General features: G+C 62.9%; 15 protein-coding genes. 10 read left to right on the top strand and 5 right to left on the bottom strand.

Going from position 1 to position 17,216, the window contains the following annotated elements; translation table 11 throughout:
- Positions 1-68: 68 nt before the first annotated feature.
- A complete protein-coding gene (locus BOH68_RS01695) occupies positions 69-872 on the bottom strand; it encodes a hypothetical protein (protein WP_139070584.1) in 804 nt (267 codons plus the stop codon).
- 254 nt (positions 873-1,126) lie between these two features.
- On the opposite strand from BOH68_RS01695, the gene BOH68_RS01700 reads away from it, so the two are divergent.
- The 6 genes from BOH68_RS01700 (at position 1,127) to BOH68_RS01725 (ending at position 5,991) form a co-directional block, all read left to right on the top strand.
- Positions 1,127-1,606: a PepSY domain-containing protein gene (locus BOH68_RS01700; protein WP_176493686.1), complete on the top strand. Its 480-nt coding sequence runs from the start codon at positions 1,127-1,129 to the stop codon at positions 1,604-1,606.
- A gap of 90 nt (positions 1,607-1,696) precedes the next feature.
- Positions 1,697-2,416, top strand: a complete 720-nt coding sequence (locus BOH68_RS01705) for a response regulator transcription factor (RefSeq protein WP_077378872.1) — start codon at positions 1,697-1,699, stop codon at positions 2,414-2,416.
- The gene (locus BOH68_RS01710) at positions 2,413-3,777 is read left to right on the top strand and encodes a sensor histidine kinase (protein ID WP_077378875.1); all 1,365 of its coding nucleotides are present in this window, start codon (positions 2,413-2,415) and stop codon (positions 3,775-3,777) included. Before BOH68_RS01705 ends, BOH68_RS01710 begins: the two co-directional genes overlap by 4 nt.
- A 399-nt stretch (positions 3,778-4,176) precedes the next feature.
- Positions 4,177-4,848, top strand: coding sequence for an ankyrin repeat domain-containing protein (locus tag BOH68_RS01715; RefSeq protein ID WP_077378878.1), 672 nt, complete (start codon positions 4,177-4,179; stop codon positions 4,846-4,848).
- A gap of 26 nt (positions 4,849-4,874) precedes the next feature.
- On the top strand, positions 4,875-5,372 hold the full coding sequence (locus BOH68_RS01720; RefSeq protein ID WP_077378881.1) for a DUF3592 domain-containing protein: 498 nt from the start codon (positions 4,875-4,877) through the stop codon (positions 5,370-5,372).
- 79 nt (positions 5,373-5,451) lie between these two features.
- Complete coding sequence (locus tag BOH68_RS01725) at positions 5,452-5,991, top strand: retropepsin-like aspartic protease family protein (protein ID WP_077378883.1); 540 nt, start codon at positions 5,452-5,454, stop codon at positions 5,989-5,991.
- A gap of 152 nt (positions 5,992-6,143) precedes the next feature.
- Here the strand turns inward: BOH68_RS01725 and gnd are convergent, their stop codons facing one another.
- The 3 genes from gnd to BOH68_RS01740 form a co-directional block, all read right to left on the bottom strand.
- A complete protein-coding gene (gnd, locus tag BOH68_RS01730) occupies positions 6,144-7,127 on the bottom strand; it encodes a phosphogluconate dehydrogenase (NAD(+)-dependent, decarboxylating) (RefSeq protein WP_077378886.1) in 984 nt (327 codons plus the stop codon).
- A 168-nt stretch (positions 7,128-7,295) separates the two neighbouring features.
- Positions 7,296-8,549 (bottom strand): ribonucleotide-diphosphate reductase subunit beta, encoded by a 1,254-nt coding sequence (locus tag BOH68_RS01735; protein ID WP_077378889.1) that lies wholly within the window; start codon positions 8,547-8,549, stop codon positions 7,296-7,298.
- Positions 8,550-8,830: 281 nt separating this feature from the next.
- Positions 8,831-11,731, bottom strand: a complete 2,901-nt coding sequence (locus tag BOH68_RS01740) for a ribonucleoside-diphosphate reductase subunit alpha (protein ID WP_077378892.1) — start codon at positions 11,729-11,731, stop codon at positions 8,831-8,833.
- A gap of 623 nt (positions 11,732-12,354) precedes the next feature.
- On the opposite strand from BOH68_RS01740, the gene BOH68_RS01745 reads away from it, so the two are divergent.
- From BOH68_RS01745 to BOH68_RS01760, 4 genes are all read left to right on the top strand, one after another.
- A complete protein-coding gene (locus tag BOH68_RS01745; protein WP_371861098.1) occupies positions 12,355-13,059 on the top strand; it encodes a winged helix-turn-helix domain-containing protein in 705 nt (234 codons plus the stop codon).
- Positions 13,060-13,062: 3 nt separating this feature from the next.
- Positions 13,063-14,724, top strand: coding sequence for a HAMP domain-containing histidine kinase (locus tag BOH68_RS01750; RefSeq protein ID WP_077378898.1), 1,662 nt, complete (start codon positions 13,063-13,065; stop codon positions 14,722-14,724).
- A gap of 65 nt (positions 14,725-14,789) precedes the next feature.
- Positions 14,790-15,254, top strand: a complete 465-nt coding sequence (locus tag BOH68_RS01755) for a lipocalin-like domain-containing protein (protein ID WP_139345494.1) — start codon at positions 14,790-14,792, stop codon at positions 15,252-15,254.
- Positions 15,255-15,468: 214 nt separating this feature from the next.
- The gene (locus BOH68_RS01760; protein ID WP_077378903.1) at positions 15,469-15,675 is read left to right on the top strand and encodes a cold-shock protein; all 207 of its coding nucleotides are present in this window, start codon (positions 15,469-15,471) and stop codon (positions 15,673-15,675) included.
- A 232-nt stretch (positions 15,676-15,907) separates the two neighbouring features.
- Here BOH68_RS01760 and BOH68_RS01765 read toward each other — a convergent pair whose 3' ends face one another.
- Complete coding sequence (locus tag BOH68_RS01765; protein ID WP_077378906.1) at positions 15,908-16,819, bottom strand: LysR family transcriptional regulator; 912 nt, start codon at positions 16,817-16,819, stop codon at positions 15,908-15,910.
- Positions 16,820-17,216: the final 397 nt, after the last annotated feature.

The following is a 17,216-nucleotide window of genomic DNA, read 5'->3' on the forward strand; positions in this document are numbered from 1 at the left end:
TGGCAGCGTTGTCGTCAAGGCGATTGTCGTGTCCGCAGGGGCGCGGTGGAGGCCGTCAGGTCCGAGCGTCATCCGCCCGGCATCGTGCTGGCGAGGGTGGGCAGGCTCAAGGACAGGGTCTGCTGTCGGCCTTGCCCGTCCAGTCCGACGATTCGGATGGCATGCGCCTCCACGTCGACACTGCGTATTCTTTCAATGCCGTCGCTGGCGGCAAAATTCAAGGTCTGACGCAGGCTGTTTCTCCCCATTGCCCCTTCCTCCGTCTGGCGGGTCTGGCGGCGTAGCGCCTCATCGATCAGCTCGCCATCCGCGCGATTGATGGACAGTTCCATCTCCCAGCCGTCTCGCCCCCAGCCGGTGAAACGGACCTGATTCGCCACGATGTCCATGCCACTGAATTGACGCATCCCACTGTGGCTGGCTCGCATCATCAGCTGGGTCAGCAGTTCCGGAGCCAGCCCCGTGGACAGAAGGCGAGAGCTTTCGTGAGAGCCTCCGTGATCGCGCTGCGAGTCCGGTGCCGCTTGCCCTGACGTGGCATCGCCATTGTCATTGCCCATCCCCGCAGCACGCCTGTCAGGGCTGCCAGGACTGCCAGAGCTATCGGGACTGTGCCCGCTCGCCGTGGCGAGCGCGGCCACCTCGCGACGAGTGTCATCCAACCCCGTGCCCAGCGTGGAAGCACTCAGTCGATGCTGGGGAGGGAGATCCTCGATGCCGTTGGCATAGGCGGGCACCGAGCCCAGCATCAGGCCGAGAGCGCCCGCTCCCAGTCGCTGGCGAAGGTTCACGATGGAGCGCCCCGCCAGCCGGATGCTGATGGCCCGAGAGCGAGCCTCCTTCACACTGGGAGAGGCAGGAGATGACGGCATGGACGCCTCCTCAAGGCAGTGGAACATGGCCTCACTGTGAGACATGCGACCTTGCATGACACTGAGAGGGGGATTCATCTGAGGTTCATTGCTGCCTGTCAGTCTTTGCGGCATGCGGTCATCCGTGCGCTTCCGCTGGCGTCCGCGCTGTTCCAACGCAGGTTTGCTTGCACATTCCATTGCCAGGATGCTTGTCGAGCATCAGCGCCCGTCGCGGCGCACCAGACCCGCCGCAATTCAAGAGGTTTTCCGTCATGCCGACTCCCCGCAAGGCCCAGACAGGCGCCAGCGCATCCCGCGTCAGCCAATGGCGGCAACGCTATGGATGGTTGTGCCTGGGGCTGGGCGGCTTGCTGATCGGTGTCCTGGCCATGCCGCCGCATGCGCTGTGTGACAGTGAGCGCTGGCGTAGCCTGCACGATGAGGTGGCTGCCGGCCGTGTCATTTCACTGTCTGAACTGCTGGACAGTCTCGAGCGTGACTGGCTGGGGCAGGTGGTCGAGGTGGAGCTTGAAGACATCCATGGCGAGTTGATCTACGAGGTCGAGATGCTCGGACCGCAGGGCCAGATGGCCAAGTTCACCGTACGGGCCGCGGATGGAGAGCTGCGTGAGGTGCGTGGCGTCAATCTGGACGCGATGCGCCGTCATGCTCTCGAGAGCCCGGCAGGCCCGTCGCCATCCCTGAGCGAGCGTCAGCCAACGGGTGGTCTTGAGGGTGCCGAAGACCCCTGAGGACCGTTATGCTTGCAGCAGTGTCCTCGTGTGATGCCGTGACGCGGTATCCGTCACCGGATAGCGACTGCCCAGGAGTGCCCAGAATTCATGAAGATATTGTTGGTGGAAGATGACATGCCGTTGGCCGAAGCGCTGATGGCACGCCTCAGTGAGGCAGATGTGCTGGTCGAGCATGCCGTCAATGGTGCCGATGCCGATTTTCTGGTGCAGACCGAGCGCTATGATGCGGTGGTGCTGGACCTTGGCCTGCCGGATGGTGATGGCACCCGCTGGCTGGCCCAGTGGCGTGAGGCCGGCATCGAAGTCCCGGTGCTGGTGCTGACGGCGCGTGAGCGCTGGTCGGACAAGGCGGCCGGCTTCTCTGCCGGTGCGGATGATTACGTGACCAAGCCCTTCGAGACGGCCGAGGTCATCTTCCGCCTGCGCGCGCTGGTGCGTCGCTCGCGCGGGCATGCCCATCCGGTGCTCAAGCTGGGGGATCTGGCCTGTGATACGCATGGCGGCACCGTCAGCCTGGCGGGGCGCCCCGTGTCACTGACGGCACAGGAGACGCGGTTGCTGATGCACCTGATGCATGCCGTGCCCGGCGTGGTGAGCCGTTCGGAGCTGGTCGAGCATGTCTATGACCGCGACCACGAACCCGACTCGAATGTCATCGATGTCCAGATCAGCCGCCTGCGTCGCAAGCTGGGGGCTGAGCGTATCGAGACGCTGCGCGGTCGCGGTTATCGCCTGCGCGACCCGGATGCCGAATCGGGTGGCGCAGACGGGGCCGGCGCAGCGGGAGCGGACGGCCGCGACGCATGAAGCCATTGTCCGTCGGCCGGCGACTGCTGGGTGGCTCGCTGGTCATCGCCTTGATCGTCATGCCGTTGACCGGTCTGGGGCTGGCGTGGAGCTTTCGGGATGCGGTGACGACGGCCTTTGACCAGCGGCTGCTGTCGCTGTCGAAGGTGTTGATCGCCGCGATCCAGTTCGATCGCGAGAAGGGCCGTCCGGGGCTTACGCGCTCGTTGGGTGATCCGCGTTTCGATCAGGCCTACTCCGGGTGGTATTGGCAGATTTCCGATCGCCACGGCAATGTGCTGACCTCGCGCTCGCTGTGGGATCAACGCCTGCCGATTCGCGATGAGATCAGTGCCGACGGGTTCCTGAGCCGGGATCTCGACGGGCCGCGTCATCAGTCGTTGCGCGCCATCGAGCGTGATATTCGCCTGCCGGGCCGCAGCCAGCCACTGCATGTGATGGTGGCGGCGAGTCGCAGCGAGGTGGACGCCGAGGTCGCGCGTTTCGAGTGGTTGCTGGCGGGAGCGCTTGTCGCGCTGGCGTCGTTGCTGGTGTGTGGCTCCGCCGCGCAGATCAGCTGGGGGTTGGCACCGCTTCGGCGGTTGCGGGCACGCCTCAAGCGGGTCGCGGAGGGTGAGGCAGACAGGCTGGAGGAAACACGCCTGCCGCCTGAACTGACAGAGCTGACGCGCGCGATCAATGCAGTGCTGGAGCGAGATCAACGCCTGATCGAGCGTGGGCGTGCCGCGGCGGGCAATCTGGCGCATGCGCTCAAGACGCCAGTCAGTGTGCTCAAGGCCCAGTCCGAGCGCTTTGATGGCGAGGACCGCGCCCGCATCGATGCCGAATTGCGACGTATCGATGAGGCCGTGCGTCACCATCTGGCGCGGGCGAGTGCCGCGGGCGGTGCGCATCTCAGTGGGCGAGTCAGTCTGCGCGAGGCCGCCGGGCCGGTGTTTGATGGCCTTGGGCGCCTGGCGAGCCGGCGTGGCATCACCCTCAGTCTCGCGCTGGAGGATGATGCCGGTGTGCGCGTCGACCCGCAGGACCTGCAGGAGATGGTCGGCAATCTGCTCGAGAACGCGCTGCAATGGGCGCAGCAGCAGGTACGTGTGACCAGCGAGTCCCGCGATGGCGGTGTGCTGCTGGTCATCGAGGATGATGGCCCGGGCATGAGCGACGAGCAGAGCGCCGCCGCGCTGGGGCGTGGTGCACGTCTCGATGAGGGGCGCTCCGGTTCAGGACTCGGGCTTGCGATCGTGGACGACCTGATGGCGCTGTATGGCGGCGAGCTGAGGCTGGAGCGCTCCGCTCTGGGCGGCCTGGCGGCGCATGTCTGGCTGCCCAGCTCACCGCTGGTGGGGACCAAGCCCACGGCCTGATGGGAAGAGGGGTGTCCTGCAGTCCTTTGATGCTAGCCTATTGACAGATATCAACTCATAGGGCTTGGCTATCATCTCGATCCCGAGAGATGATTGGGCGTCACGCCAGCCGCACCGTATTCTAAGGGGGTTCGGCTGGCAGCCGGACGGGCTTCGTTTCTGAGTCTCGTCTGCCGCGCCCTGCGGTGATGACGAACTGGCGCTCCTTCGGGGGCGCTTTTTTTATGCCTGATATCTCCCCTGTTCCGGCAGCGGGATGCGCGCGTGACAGTGACCCCGGGAGAGGGTTGACGGGTGTGCAAGGGGGAGATTGAACGCAGGGAGGCTAACGGTCGTCTTCAGGATCGCATAGGCTGTCAGACAGGAGTCGTGTGAATTCTCAGGCGTCAGGAGGTGGGCATGAAGGACATGACGATGTGCGCTCAGCGTGGGGATCTGGAAGGGCTCAGGGAAGCGCTTGCCGAGCCCGGGGCGCGTGAGCGCCTCAATGATGTCGATTATCGCGGACGCTCGCCGTTGATGGTGGCCGTGCAGGCCAATCAGCCCGAAGCGGTGGCGGTGCTGTTGGCCGCGGGAGCTGACAGCGAGCAGACTGACGCTCTGCATGACACGCCATTGCTGGCTGCCGCGGCGCTGGGATATGGCAATTGCCTGACCTGCCTGCTTGAGCACGGTGCCTCGGCCACGGTGCTCAATCGTTTCTCCTCCACGGCCCTGATGTCCGCCAGCGAGCGCGGCCATGCGGATATCTGTCGCGTGTTGCTGGAGCAGACGGACGTGCCGCCTGATCATCAGAATCGCCTTGGCTGGACGGCGCTGATCGAAGCCGTATTGCTGGGGGACGGCGGGGATGCCTATCAACAGGTGGTCAAGCAGCTGCTGGATCACGGCGCTGACGTCAATCTCGCGGATGCCGAGGGAGTGACACCTCTGGCGCACGCCCGCTGGCGCAAGTTCGAGACCTTGAGTGACATGCTGGAAGCGGCTGGTGGTCGGGAGCAGGGCGTGGCGCATGTCGTGTCGGACGAGACGCTTCAGGCAGCCCGCTCGGCGAGTTCCCGCCAGACATGATGGCCAACCTACGCAGGAGGCAGCGCATGGTATTACCCTGGGGACTGTTGATCATCGGCGTAGCGCTGCTGTTACTGGGTGCGCTTCGCTGGCAGTACGCACAATCACTCGCACGGGAAAGCGTCCAGGTGATGGGAGAGGTGATCAGTCATGATCGCGCCCTGAACGTGGAAGGGCGCGGCCGCATCCATCTGCCCAAGGGCGGTGAGTTGAGTGAGGACGAGGCCCTGGCGATGGCAGGCTTGCCGCCGGGGGGGCGCTTCAATGTCGAGTCGATCCAGTACGCGCCCATCGTGCGTTATCAGGACAGGCGTGGCGGTTGGCATGAATATGTATCACCGCTGGCGGTGCAGACGCCGACGCCTGCGGTCGGCGAGACCGTGGCCGTGAACTATCGACGCAGTGCGCCTCACGAGGCCAGTCTGCCTGGCACGCGCGGCTGGTTGATCGGCGTCCCATTGGCGCTGGGGGTCGCGCTGTGTCTGGTGGCGCTGCGTCTGTTGTTGAGAGGGCCGGTAGCATGAATAAGGCCGGTAGCATTAAGAGGGCCGGTGGCATGGAGGGGGACGCATGTTGGCAACCGGCTGTCAGAGGTGAGGGTGAATGAAGGATTCTGAAGGCCAGGGGACAACCCGGCGTTACGGTATCGGCATGCTGGTGCTGTGCTGGGGGCTGATACTTGGCATGCTGGTGTGGTGGTTCCAGGGGCAGCTCGAGGAGCGTACCCGCCCGAATGCCTCGCTGGCCGGTCAGGCATTGTCCCAGGGGGAGCCGCTGACCCTGACGCGCAACCGCTCAGGGCACTTCGTGGCCCCCGGCGAGATCAATGGTGAGCCGGTGACCTTCCTGCTGGATACCGGCGCCACCTATGTCTCGGTGTCCGAATCACTGGCCGAGCGTCTGGCGTTGCCGCGCGGGCGCGATGCCCGCTTCACCACCGCCAATGGGGTGAGCCATGGCGCACTGACCACGCTGGATGTCGTCAGTCTGGCGGGGCTCAACCAGCGCGAGGTGCGCGGGGCCATCGTGCCGGGCATGCATGATGAGGTGGTGCTGCTGGGAATGAGCTTTCTAGGCGAGTTCGATATCAACATGCGGGGGCAGCAGATGACACTCACGCCGGTTGCGGGGCGTGGCGGCTGACGAGACTGCCGGGCAGGAGAGGCCGGCCAGATAGTCAGACTGACAGGTTCTGATGCTCATGCTGTCTTGCCAACGATGGCCTCGCCAACGAAACGCCCCGCTCATGGGAGACCATGAGCGGGGCGTTTCACGTCTGATGCGTCAGCGGAAGATCAGTCCTGCTTGGGCGGCTCGACATGACCACCGAAGCCGAAGCGCATCGCGGACAGCAGACGGTTGGCGTAGGTGTTTTCCTTGCGCGAGCTGAAACGCGAGAACAGCGCGTTTGCCAGCACCGGCACGGCAACGCCCTGCTCGACGGCGGCATCGACGGTCCAGCGGCCTTCGCCACTGTCGGAGACGGCACCGCTGTAGTGATCCAGGCGCGCATCGCCGGCGAGCGCCTGGGCGGTCAGGTCGAGCAGCCAGGAGGAGACGACGCTGCCACGACGCCAGACTTCCGCGATATCGGCCAGGTTGAGGTCGAAGCGCTGGTCTTCCGGAAGGTCCTCGGAGCCCTTGCTCTGCATCAGCTCGAAGCCTTCGGCGTAGGCCTGCATCAGGCCGTACTCGATACCGTTGTGCACCATCTTCACGTAGTGGCCGGCACCGACCGGGCCTGCGTGGATATAGCCACGTTCCGCGCGCTCATCCGGGGCATTGCGACCCTTGGTGCGCTCGAGGTTGCCATAGCCGGGGGCGAGGGTGTCGAACAGCGGCTCGAGATGATCGAACACGGCCTTCTCGGCGCCGATCATCATGCAGTAGCCGCGCTCCAGGCCCCACACGCCACCGGAGGTGCCCACGTCCACGTAGTTCAGACCCTTGTCCTTCAGCGTGGCAGCACGACGGATGTCGTCCTTGTAGAAGGTGTTGCCGCCATCGATGATGGTGTCGCCGGCTTCCATCAGCTCGGCCAGTGCGCTGATGGTCTGCTCGGTGATCTCGCCCGCCGGCAACATGACCCACACGGCACGCGGTGCCTTCAGCTGCTGGACCAGCGCCGCGAGATTGTCGACGTGGGTGGCGCCGTCAGCGACCAGTGACTGGGCAATCGCCTCGTCACGGTCATGGGCGACCACTTCGTGGCCATTGCGCATCAGGCGGCGGGCGATGTTGCCGCCCATGCGGCCGAGTCCGATGATACCGAGTTGCATGTTCGTTCCTTTCACGTGAAGCCGGGGAGAGTCGGGACGGCGCGAAGCCTACCCTGTGCGGACGCTGGACGCAAAAACGGGCCATATCAATGACATGGCCCGTTGGGGTGCTCAGCGGAGACAGGCGTCAGTCGCGTGCCTGTCTCCGGGAGAGGGAGTGATCAGCGATCAATCCCAGCTCAGGGCACCGCCGACCTGATATTCGGTGACGCGCGTCTCGAAGAAGTTCTTCTCCTTGCGCAGGTCGATGATCTCGGACATCCACGGGAACGGGTTCTTGGCGCCCGGGAACTGCTCCTTGAGGCCCAGCTGCGCGAGGCGACGGTTGCAGATGAAGTGGAGGTATTCCTCCATGATGGCCGCGTTCATGCCCAGAACGCCGCGCGGCATGGTGTCACGCGCGTATTCGATCTCGAGCTGGGTGCCTTCCAGAATCATCTGGGTGACTTCGTCCTGGAATTCGGCGGTCCACAGGTGCGGGTTCTCGACCTTGATCTGGTTGATCACGTCGATGCCGAAGTTCAGGTGCATGGACTCGTCACGCAGGATGTACTGGAACTGCTCGGCGACGCCGGTCATCTTGTTGCGACGACCCATGGACAGGATCTGGGAGAAGCCGCAGTAGAAGAAGATGCCTTCGGTGACGGCGTAGAAGCCGATCAGGTTGCGCAGGAATTCCTGGTCCGCTTCCGGGGTGCCGGTGTGGAAGTCGGCACGCGCCAGCGCCTGGGTGTGCTTGAGGCTCCAGGCGGACTTGCGCGCCACGGAGTCCACTTCACGGTACATGTTGAAGACTTCGCCTTCGTCCATGCCCAGGGACTCGATGCAGTACTGGTAGGCGTGGGTGTGGATCGCCTCTTCGAAGGCCTGACGCAGCAGGTACTGACGGCACTCCGGGTTGGTGATGTTCTTGTAGACGGCCAGCACCAGGTTGTTGGCGACCAGCGAGTCGGCAGTGGAGAAGTAACCCAGCGAGCGCATCACGATCAGACGCTCGTCTTCGGTCAGGCCGTCCTGGCTCTTCCAGAGCGCGATGTCCGCGTTCATGTTCACTTCCTGCGGCATCCAGTGGTTCGCGGAGCCGTCGAGGTACTTCTGCCATGCCCAGTCGTACTTGAAGGGCACCAGCTGGTTGACGTCGGCGCGGGCATTGATCATGCGCTTCTCGTCGACCTGAATGCGCTGGGCACCCATTTCCAGTTCTTCCAGACCCTTGGCCACGTCAAGATCGTCCAGCGCCTGCTGGGCGCGGGCGATGCGTTCCGCTTCGCTGACCGCGTAGCCTTCGCTGTTCTCGCTCGCGACGGCAACTTCAGCCGCAGGGGCAGCCGACGGGGCTTCGGCCTGCGGCGCCGGTTTGGCAGCGGCCGGCTTCTCGGCAGCGGGGGCTTCGTCTTCGTGGAAATCGTCCCAGTTCAACATGTTGCGTTCCTCGTGTTCGTAGTGGTCACGCGGGCAATCAGCGTGACAAGAAGGCGTTGGCGGTGCGTCCTGCGACGCTGGCGCCATCGAGAGGCGTGATCTGCCGAGAGGGAAGGTCAGGCCCGGGCCGTGTTTCGAGACAATGTCAGGAGGCAGTGATTGTTGTGTCGGCACAAGACCGAGCCAGGCTCGGTCTTGAGAAAGTGCCGCAGCCCGCCTGCCGGGGATGTCATCGCAGGCGGGGAGTCAGGCAGGGCCTGACTCGAGTCTTGCGCAATCGCTTACTGACAGGCCTCACAGCCCAGCTCATCGATGTTGCTGGCGGAGGGGGCACGCTGACCGCTCTTGCCTTGCAGGAAGTCTTCGATGCCACGCGGTTCCGGCTTGGCTTCCGGTGCCGGGGTCGGCGCGGGAGCAGGAGCCGGAGTCGGTGCGTTGCCGACGGCGTTGTGCTTGCTGCGATCGACGGTGGACTTCTCCACGGCGGTCGCACCTAGAGCACGGAGGTAATAGGTGGTCTTGAGGCCACGGAACCATGCCATGCGGTAGGTCACGTCCAGTTTCTTGCCGGACACGCCCTGGATGTACAGGTTCAGGGACTGCGCCTGGTCGATCCACTTCTGGCGACGCGAGGCGGCTTCGACGATCCACTTCGGCTCGACTTCGAAGGCGTTGGCGTACAGCGCCTTGAGGTCTTCCGGAATGCGCTCGATCGGCTGGACGCTGCCGTCGTAGTACTTGAGGTCGTTGATCATGACCTCGTCCCACAGGCCGCGCGCCTTGAGGTCGTTGACCATGTAGGCGTTGACCACGGTGAACTCGCCAGACAGGTTCGATTTGACGAACAGGTTCTGGTAGGTCGGCTCGATGGACTGCGAGACGCCGCAGATGTTGGAGATCGTTGCGGTCGGCGCGATCGCCATCACGTTGGAGTTGCGCATGCCCTGGGTGCGGACCTTCTCGCGGATGTAGTCCCAGTCCTGAGTCTGGCTTTCGTCCATCTCGATGTAGTCGGCGCCACGCTCGGTCTTGAGCTTCTCGATGGAATCGATCGGCAGGATGCCCTGACTCCATAGAGAGCCGTCGAAGCTCTCGTAACGGCCACGCTCTGCCGCCAGATCACTGGAAGCTTCGATGGCGTGATAGCTGACGAGTTCCATGGATTCGTCGGCGAAGGTCACGGCTTCTTCGGAGGCATAGGCGATGGACTGCGCGTAGAGCGCGTCCTGGAAGCCCATGATGCCGAGGCCGACCGGACGGTGACGCATGTTGGAGCGACGCGCCTGCGGAACGGCGTAGTAGTTGATGTCGATGACGTTGTCGAGCATGCGCACGGCGGTACGTACCGACTTCTTGAGCTTGTCGCCATCCAGCTTGCCGTCGATGACGTGCTGCGCCAGGTTGATCGAGCCCAGGTTGCAGACCGCGATCTCATCCTCGGAGGTGTTGAGGGTGATCTCGGTGCACAGGTTGGACGAGTGCACGACACCGGCGTGCTGCTGCGGGCTGCGCAGGTTGCACGGGTCCTTGAATGTGATCCACGGGTGGCCGGTCTCGAACAGCATGGAGAGCATCTTGCGCCACAGATCACGCGCCTTGACGCGCTTGAACAGCTTCAGCTGGCCCTGACGGGTCATCTCCTCGTACTGCTCGTAACGCGCCTGGAAGGCCGCGCCGTACAGGTCGTGGAGGTCCGGGCAGTCGGACGGCGAGAACAGGGTCCACTCGGTGTCATCGAAGACACGCTTCATGAACAGGTCCGGCACCCAGTTGGCGGTGTTCATGTCGTGGGTACGACGACGGTCATCACCGGTGTTCTTGCGCAGGTCGAGGAATTCCTCGACATCCATGTGCCAGGTTTCCAGATAGGCACAGACGGCGCCCTTGCGCTTGCCACCCTGGTTGACGGCAACGGCGGTGTCGTTAACGACCTTCAGGAAGGGCACGACGCCCTGGGACTTGCCGTTGGTGCCCTTGATGTAGGACCCCAGCGCGCGCACCGGCGTCCAGTCATTGCCGAGACCCCCCGCCCACTTGGAGAGCATGGCGTTGTCGCGGATGGCGCCGTAGATGCCGTCGAGGGCGTCCGGCACGGTGGTCAGGTAGCAGCTGGACAGCTGGCTGCGACGGGTACCGGCATTGAACAGGGTCGGCGTGGAGGCCATGTAGTCGAAGCTGGACAGCAGCTCGTAGAACTCGATGGCGCGACCTTCGCGGTCTTCCTCGTTCAGGGACAGACCCATGGCGACACGCATGAACATGACCTGCGGCAGCTCATAGCGCACGTCGTTCTGGTGCAGGAAGTAGCGGTCGTACAGGGTCTGCAGGCCGAGATAGGTGAACTGGTTGTCACGTGTGTGATCGATGGCCGCGCCGAGGCGATCCAGATCGAAGGTGGCCAGTTGCTCATCCAGCTGCTCGAAGGCGATGCCGCTCTCGATGTAGGCCTTGAAGGCGACCGGGTAGTGCTCCTTCATCTCGCCGAAGGTGGCCTCGTCAGCGACCTTGAGGAAGCTCAGGGCTTCGCGGCGCAGGTTGTCCTGCAGCAGGCGGGCGGTGACGTAGGTGTAGTTCGGGTCCTTCTCGACCAGCGTACGCGCGGTCATCATCAGCGCGGTGGACACGCCATCGACCGGCACGCCGTCGTACAGATTCTTCAGGGAGTCATCGACGATCTTCTGGGCATCGACGTTGGAGAGCTCGGCGCAGGCATCGAAGACGAGGGTCTCGATACGGCCCAGATCCAGCGGACGCACGCTGCCGTCGAGGTGGGTGACATTGATGGTCGGGTGCGGCTTGGCGATGCCTTCGCTCTGGGCGCTGCGGGCACGGGCGTGCTCGTCACGGTAGAGAACGTAGGCGCGGGCCACCTTGTGCTCGCCGGAGCGCATCAGGGCCAGTTCGACCTGGTCCTGGATGTCTTCGATATGCAGAGTGCCACCATCAGGCATGCGACGCTGGAAGGCATCGGTGATCTGGCTGGTCAGCTGCTGGACCAGATCGCGGATGCGCGAGCTGGACTCGACCTGATCGCCTTCCACGGCGATGAACGCCTTGGAGAGTGCGACGGAGATCTTGCTGGCATCGAAGGGCGCAACATCGCCAGTGCGCTTGATGACGCGCAGGCGCTGGGGTGCGGTCACGTCGACTGCCGCCTGATCGGTGCTGAAAGTGGAATCCATGACGCCTTCCTGAATCGTCTGAAGGTGAATCGTTGCCCGGCGAGGGCCCGTGGGCAAAGCGTGTGTCACTGCCGGCGAGGCACCCGGTGGGGCGTGCCATCACGTACGGCTGGCTGACATATCGTCTGATCGCTGTCTCGGCTGGCATGACCCGTCAGGCCACTGAAAGGCGGTCAGACAGGAAATTCGGTACCGATGACAGCTTGGTCGCGGCAGATCATGCGTTGCCGCGCCATCTGCTGAATCATCTCTTTCGGGCTTGACTTGAGGCTTGAAAATTGCCTTTCCGGCTTATGGGTGCGGACGTCGCCAAAACCCTACATATGGGGTGTGAGCTGAATTTGGACACAAGATAGTGTTGTTTTTGGGGTCGTGCAAGTGGATAACTTGTGGGTAAGGTGTGGTTGAAAATCCGTGCCTGCCGCCCGGGGATGTCAAGACATTGCGTGTTAATTTCTTTGCCCCTCGTCAGTGCGCATGTGTGCGGGACAGCTGGCGCGTAAATCCCCAAATTGGCGTATCATTCGTGACAAATCACCCTGAAAAGGTTACGACGTGGCACAGGACGGTAACTCCCTGTGAGCCGCTGGCCACGCCGACCCAACGATGCGGATGGAATGCCCTTGGATACCAATGCGCAAGAACATGTACTGATTGTCGAGGATGACGAGCGTCTGGCGACATTGACGCGTGAGTATCTCGAAGCCAACAACTTCCGCGTCAGCGTCGAACACGATGGCGGCCGGGCAGTGGACCTGATCATCAGCCTGCGCCCCGACATCGTGATCCTCGATCTGATGCTGCCGGGCGAGGATGGCCTGTCCATCTGTCGTCGCGTGCGGCCCCAGTTCTCCGGCCCCATTCTGATGCTGACGGCACGTACTGATGACATGGATCAGGTGCTGGGCCTCGAGATGGGCGCCGATGACTACGTGCCCAAGCCTGTGCAGCCTCGCGTGTTGCTGGCGCGCATGCGTGCCTTGCTCAGGCGGGCCGACGGCCCGGAAGAGGCGGCAGGCGAGACGCGTCTCGTCTTCAATGACCTGGAGATCGACAACGCTACCCGTGAAGCCTGGCTGGCGCGTGAGCGTATCGAGCTGACCAGTGCCGAGTTCGACCTGCTGTGGCTGCTGTCTTCCAATGCCGGGCGCGTGCTGACTCGTGAAGAGATCTTCTCGGCGCTGCGTGGCATCAAGTATGACGGCCAGGATCGCTCCATTGACGTGCGCGTCTCGCGCATCCGGCCCAAGATCGGTGATGATCCCAATCACCCTGAGCGGATAAAGACGGTACGCAGCAAGGGTTACCTGTTCGTCAAGGACCTCTGATTCATGCGGCGTGCGCTGTCTGACAGTATCTTCCTGCGCGTCTACGTGGTGCTGCTGCTGGCGTTGCTCCTGACGCTGGGCGTGGCGTTGGGCGGTTATCAGCTGACCAACGCTGTCCGACTCGAGGCCTACCAGACCCGCCTGGGGGCGGCGCCGATGCTGCTGCTGACCCGGCAGGTGGCCGAGGCGCCTCCTGCCGAAAGGTCGAGCCTGCTGGAGCGCTCCTCGCGCCTGCTGGATGCGCGGCTGATGCTGGCGCCTGTCGAGGTATTCGACCTCAACTGGTGGGAGAAGCGCCGTCTGGCTGCCGGCCGGCCTCTGGTGCATGAGCATCAGGATGCCGGCTGGCAGCTACTGATGCAGGTGCCGGGCGAGGAGCAGGTGCTGGAGCTCAGGCTGCTGCATCTGGCTGAGCGACAGTTGCGGGGATTGATGTCGTTGCTGCGGGAAACCTTGTTGCCCATGGCACCGGAGCAGCGTGTCGCTCTGTTGTCGGAGCTGCAGGATGCCTCCGGGCTGGCCTTCGCTCAATTGCCTGATATGCCCAACGGGCTGGATGCGCAACAGGTCGGGCGGATCAACGACCAGCGAGTGGTGCTCAACATGGCAAGCCATGGGCAGGCGCTGGCGCTCTATACCCGCCTGGAGGGTCACAACCTGATCAAGGTCGGGCCGCTGCAGGTCTTCGAGACGACCCCGGCGGCATTGATCGTTGCCATGATTCTGGCCGTCATCAGCCTGTTGGGAGGTGTCATCTATCTGGTCGTGCGTTCGCTGGAGGCACGGTTGACTCGACTGGAGAAGGCGGCGACCCGGATTGCCGGCGGCTACCTCGATACGCGGGTCAGGATCGAGACCAATGACTTTCTTGGTCGTCTCGGCATGGCCTTCAATGGCATGGCCGAACGCGTGCAGGGATTGCTGGGAGCCCAGCAGGACATGATTCGCGCCGTCTCCCACGAGCTGCGTACCCCGGTGGCACGTATCCGCTTCGCGCTGCAGATGATCGAGGACATGGTGGATGATGACTTCGTGCTCCGGCAGATCAAGGGCGCCGATGGTGACATCGAGGAGCTCGACAAGCTGATCGACGAGATCCTGACCTATGCACGCCTCAATGACGCCGCCGGGGTTCAGCTGGATCTGGGAGCGGTGGACTGTCGGGAAGTGGCGGAACAGGTCTGTGAAACCCTGGCGCCACTGCATCCTGAGCTGCTGCTGAGCATTGAAGGCGGTGCCTTTGACGTGGAGGCCGAGGCACGCTATCTGCAGCGTGCGCTGCAGAATCTGGTCTCGAATGCCTGTCGGCATGCAGATTCACGTGTGCTGGTGCGCATCTCCAGAGACCCGCAGGTGGTACGTATCGATGTCGAGGATGATGGCCCCGGCGTGGGCGAGGAGGACCGCAAGAAGGTCTTCAAGCCATTCGCGCGACTGGATGATTCACGCACGCGATCTTCAGGTGGCTATGGCCTGGGGCTCTCCATCGTGCAGAAGATCATGCACTCTCATGGCGGAAGCGTGGTGGTCGATCGGGGCATCGCCCTGAAAGGGGCACGTTTCAGCCTGCTGCTGCCCTTGTCCAGCAGCAAGCTGGGACGTGAGGCGCCTCCTTCCTTGCCGCCCGTGACCCCCGGGGAGGGGGATGACGGGCAGCGCACCTGAGCGATGCTACTCTATCGTGATACGCAGTGGTGCGAAGCGATGTCATCAGCGAGGAGGGCAAGTGGATGAATCTGCAAGATGCGAGCCGTGACGTCGGGGCTCTGCATGACGCATTGATCGGCTCCTGGGAGCTGCAACGCTTCTGGTATGCCTGGCCGGATGGGCGTGAATGGGAGCCATTGGGGAGGTGTGCGGGTCAGCTGCACTATCTCCCCAATGGCTTCATGAGCGTTCAGCTGGCGGCTCGTGAGCGTGAACCTCTAGGGGTGGCGCCCACTGATGATCAATTGATGGCGGCCTTTCGGCAGGGCTTTGCCTATTGTGGGCGCTGGTGCTGGGATGAGCGGCGTCAGGAGGTCCGTCATCAGGTAGACGTCGCGAGCATCGCGGACTGGAGTGGCGTGACGCTGGCGCGGCGAGTCCAGCTCACCGGAGAGTCACTGCTGCTGGGCACGGACGCGCCCAATCTTCAGCTGCCTGCAGGGGGCTATACCACCTGGCTTGCCTGGCAGCGCCTTCATGATAGATGACATCATTACCGAAAAGGCTTGACGGGATCATGGCTTAAGGTGCAAGGTAACCCCTGTTGGATAGCAAGACGCACCACTCAGTCGCCTGTGCTGCTCGGTAAAACGCCTTGAGCGCCCCGAAATGCCTCGCTGATTTGATGCATGGTTTTGCTTTGCCCACGCTCTTCGGGTAATGCCCGTTATTTCAAACATGCTAATCAGAGAGGAATTTCTCATGGCAACTGGTACAGTTAAGTGGTTCAACGACGCGAAAGGTTTTGGTTTCATTGCTCCGGCTGACGGCGGTGACGATCTGTTCGTTCACTTCTCCGAAGTCCAGGCAGAAGGCTTCAAGACCCTGCAGGACGGCCAGCAGGTCTCCTTCGACGTGACTCAGGGCCAGAAAGGCCTGCAGGCAGCCAACGTCAAGGCTATCGACTGATCATCACTCGCTGCGGAATCCGTTCCGTGTGAGATGATAGATGTCTAGAAGCGCCCCAGCTCATGCTGGGGCGCTTCTGTTTGTGTGCGTGAAAAAAATGCAGTATCGGTGACCTGGTACGCCCCGCAGAGGCATGCCATGAACAAGAGCCCCGTCCCATTGCACGAGAAGCGCAGTGGGACGGGGCTCTTGTCGTTCAAGTGGTTGTCCGGAGATGCCTTGGGGCATTGGCTCAGGCTGGCTTCACGCCGCTGAGCACCTCAAAGGAGGTCTCGCGGGCAGTGCGCAGGAAATCATCCATCCAGGGAGTGCCCAGCAGATCCTCTCGCACCGCGGCATAGAGCGTCGCCCAGATTCCGTCGCCCAGAGGCAGGCCACGAACATAATCGCGGGTCAGGTATTCGGCCAATGCCCAGTTGGGCAGTGCCGTCACGCCGCGACCGCTGGCGACAAGCTGCATCATCATGACCGTCATCTCGGCATGGCGGATCTCGCGAGGGCTGATGTTGGCGGGCTCGAGGAACTGGGTGAACACGTCCAGTCGGTCATGCTCGACAGGGTAGATGATCAGCACTTCTTCCCGCAGGTCTTCCGGTTCCACACGGCCCTTGAGAGCCAGTGCATGCTGGCGTGCCACGGCCAGCATGACTTCGTAGCGGAACAGTGGCAGGTACTGGATACCGGTCATCTCCACCGGATTGGCCGTGATGACCAGGTCCAGCTGCTCGCGACCCAGCGCCTGGAGGGGAGAGAAGCTATGGCCCGAAGGAATGTCGACCTCGATCTCCGGCCAGTGATCCCGGAAGCGATCCACCGTCGGCATCAGCCATTGGAAGCAGCTGTGGCATTCGATGGCCATATGCAGCCGTCCTTGCTCACTGCCTGCCATGCGCGCGATGTCACGCTCTGCCATGCGAAATTGCGGCAGTACCTGTTCTGCCAGTGACAGCAGGCGTTGCCCTGCACGGGTGAACTCGACCGGGCGCGTCTTGCGAATGAACAGCGGCGTGCCCAGGCGCTCTTCCAGGTCCTTCAGTTGATGTGAGAGGGCGGACTGGGTGAGGTGGATGCGCTCGGCAGCCTCGACCAGCGAGCCGGCATCACGCAGTGCCAGCAGCGTGCGGAGATGGCGTAGTTCGAGCATGATGAGTTTTGCTCATTTGGATGAGTGAACAGTTCATTTTCATTCAATTCTTGGGTGAAGTGCAGCGCAGGTCAATCGCTGCTGCGCGAGGAAGCGTCAAGGAGCTCCGTTGGGCATTCCCCCTGAGCCTGATGGATCTCGACATGGCCATCGCAGAGGGAGGCATCTCATGCAGGCAGTGCCAGTGTCTTCACGATGACGGCACCTCATGGGAATTGCCGTGAATCGAGGCCCACAAGGCTGGCTGCGCTTGATAGACTTTCTTCATGCGCCAGGATGGCGTTGCTCTCTACGCCTTGAAATCACGCTGTGTCGCCGCCTCTACCGGAGTGCGGTGCGTTACGTTCTGTCGTCAGGCATGCCCAGGGAGGGCTTTTCATGTTTCCGTTTCATTCGC

The sequence above is a fragment of the Cobetia sp. MM1IDA2H-1 genome (genome assembly GCF_002916775.2).
GTDB lineage: Bacteria > Pseudomonadota > Gammaproteobacteria > Pseudomonadales > Halomonadaceae > Cobetia > Cobetia marina.

Coding starts and splice junctions, on each gene's coding strand:
- BOH68_RS01760 (WP_077378903.1), top strand. CDS start 15,469: ATGGCAACTGGTACAGTTAAGTGGTTCAACGACGCGAAAGGTTTTGGT.
- BOH68_RS01725 (WP_077378883.1), top strand. CDS start 5,452: ATGAAGGATTCTGAAGGCCAGGGGACAACCCGGCGTTACGGTATCGGC.
- BOH68_RS01710 (WP_077378875.1), top strand. CDS start 2,413: ATGAAGCCATTGTCCGTCGGCCGGCGACTGCTGGGTGGCTCGCTGGTC.
- BOH68_RS01720 (WP_077378881.1), top strand. CDS start 4,875: ATGGTATTACCCTGGGGACTGTTGATCATCGGCGTAGCGCTGCTGTTA.
- BOH68_RS01755 (WP_139345494.1), top strand. CDS start 14,790: ATGAATCTGCAAGATGCGAGCCGTGACGTCGGGGCTCTGCATGACGCA.
- gnd (WP_077378886.1), bottom strand. CDS start 7,127: ATGCAACTCGGTATCATCGGACTCGGCCGCATGGGCGGCAACATCGCC.
- BOH68_RS01700 (WP_176493686.1), top strand. CDS start 1,127: ATGCCGACTCCCCGCAAGGCCCAGACAGGCGCCAGCGCATCCCGCGTC.
- BOH68_RS01765 (WP_077378906.1), bottom strand. CDS start 16,819: ATGCTCGAACTACGCCATCTCCGCACGCTGCTGGCACTGCGTGATGCC.
- BOH68_RS01740 (WP_077378892.1), bottom strand. CDS start 11,731: ATGGATTCCACTTTCAGCACCGATCAGGCGGCAGTCGACGTGACCGCA.
- BOH68_RS01750 (WP_077378898.1), top strand. CDS start 13,063: ATGCGGCGTGCGCTGTCTGACAGTATCTTCCTGCGCGTCTACGTGGTG.
- BOH68_RS01715 (WP_077378878.1), top strand. CDS start 4,177: ATGAAGGACATGACGATGTGCGCTCAGCGTGGGGATCTGGAAGGGCTC.
- BOH68_RS01705 (WP_077378872.1), top strand. CDS start 1,697: ATGAAGATATTGTTGGTGGAAGATGACATGCCGTTGGCCGAAGCGCTG.
- BOH68_RS01735 (WP_077378889.1), bottom strand. CDS start 8,549: ATGTTGAACTGGGACGATTTCCACGAAGACGAAGCCCCCGCTGCCGAG.
- BOH68_RS01695 (WP_139070584.1), bottom strand. CDS start 872: ATGCCGTCATCTCCTGCCTCTCCCAGTGTGAAGGAGGCTCGCTCTCGG.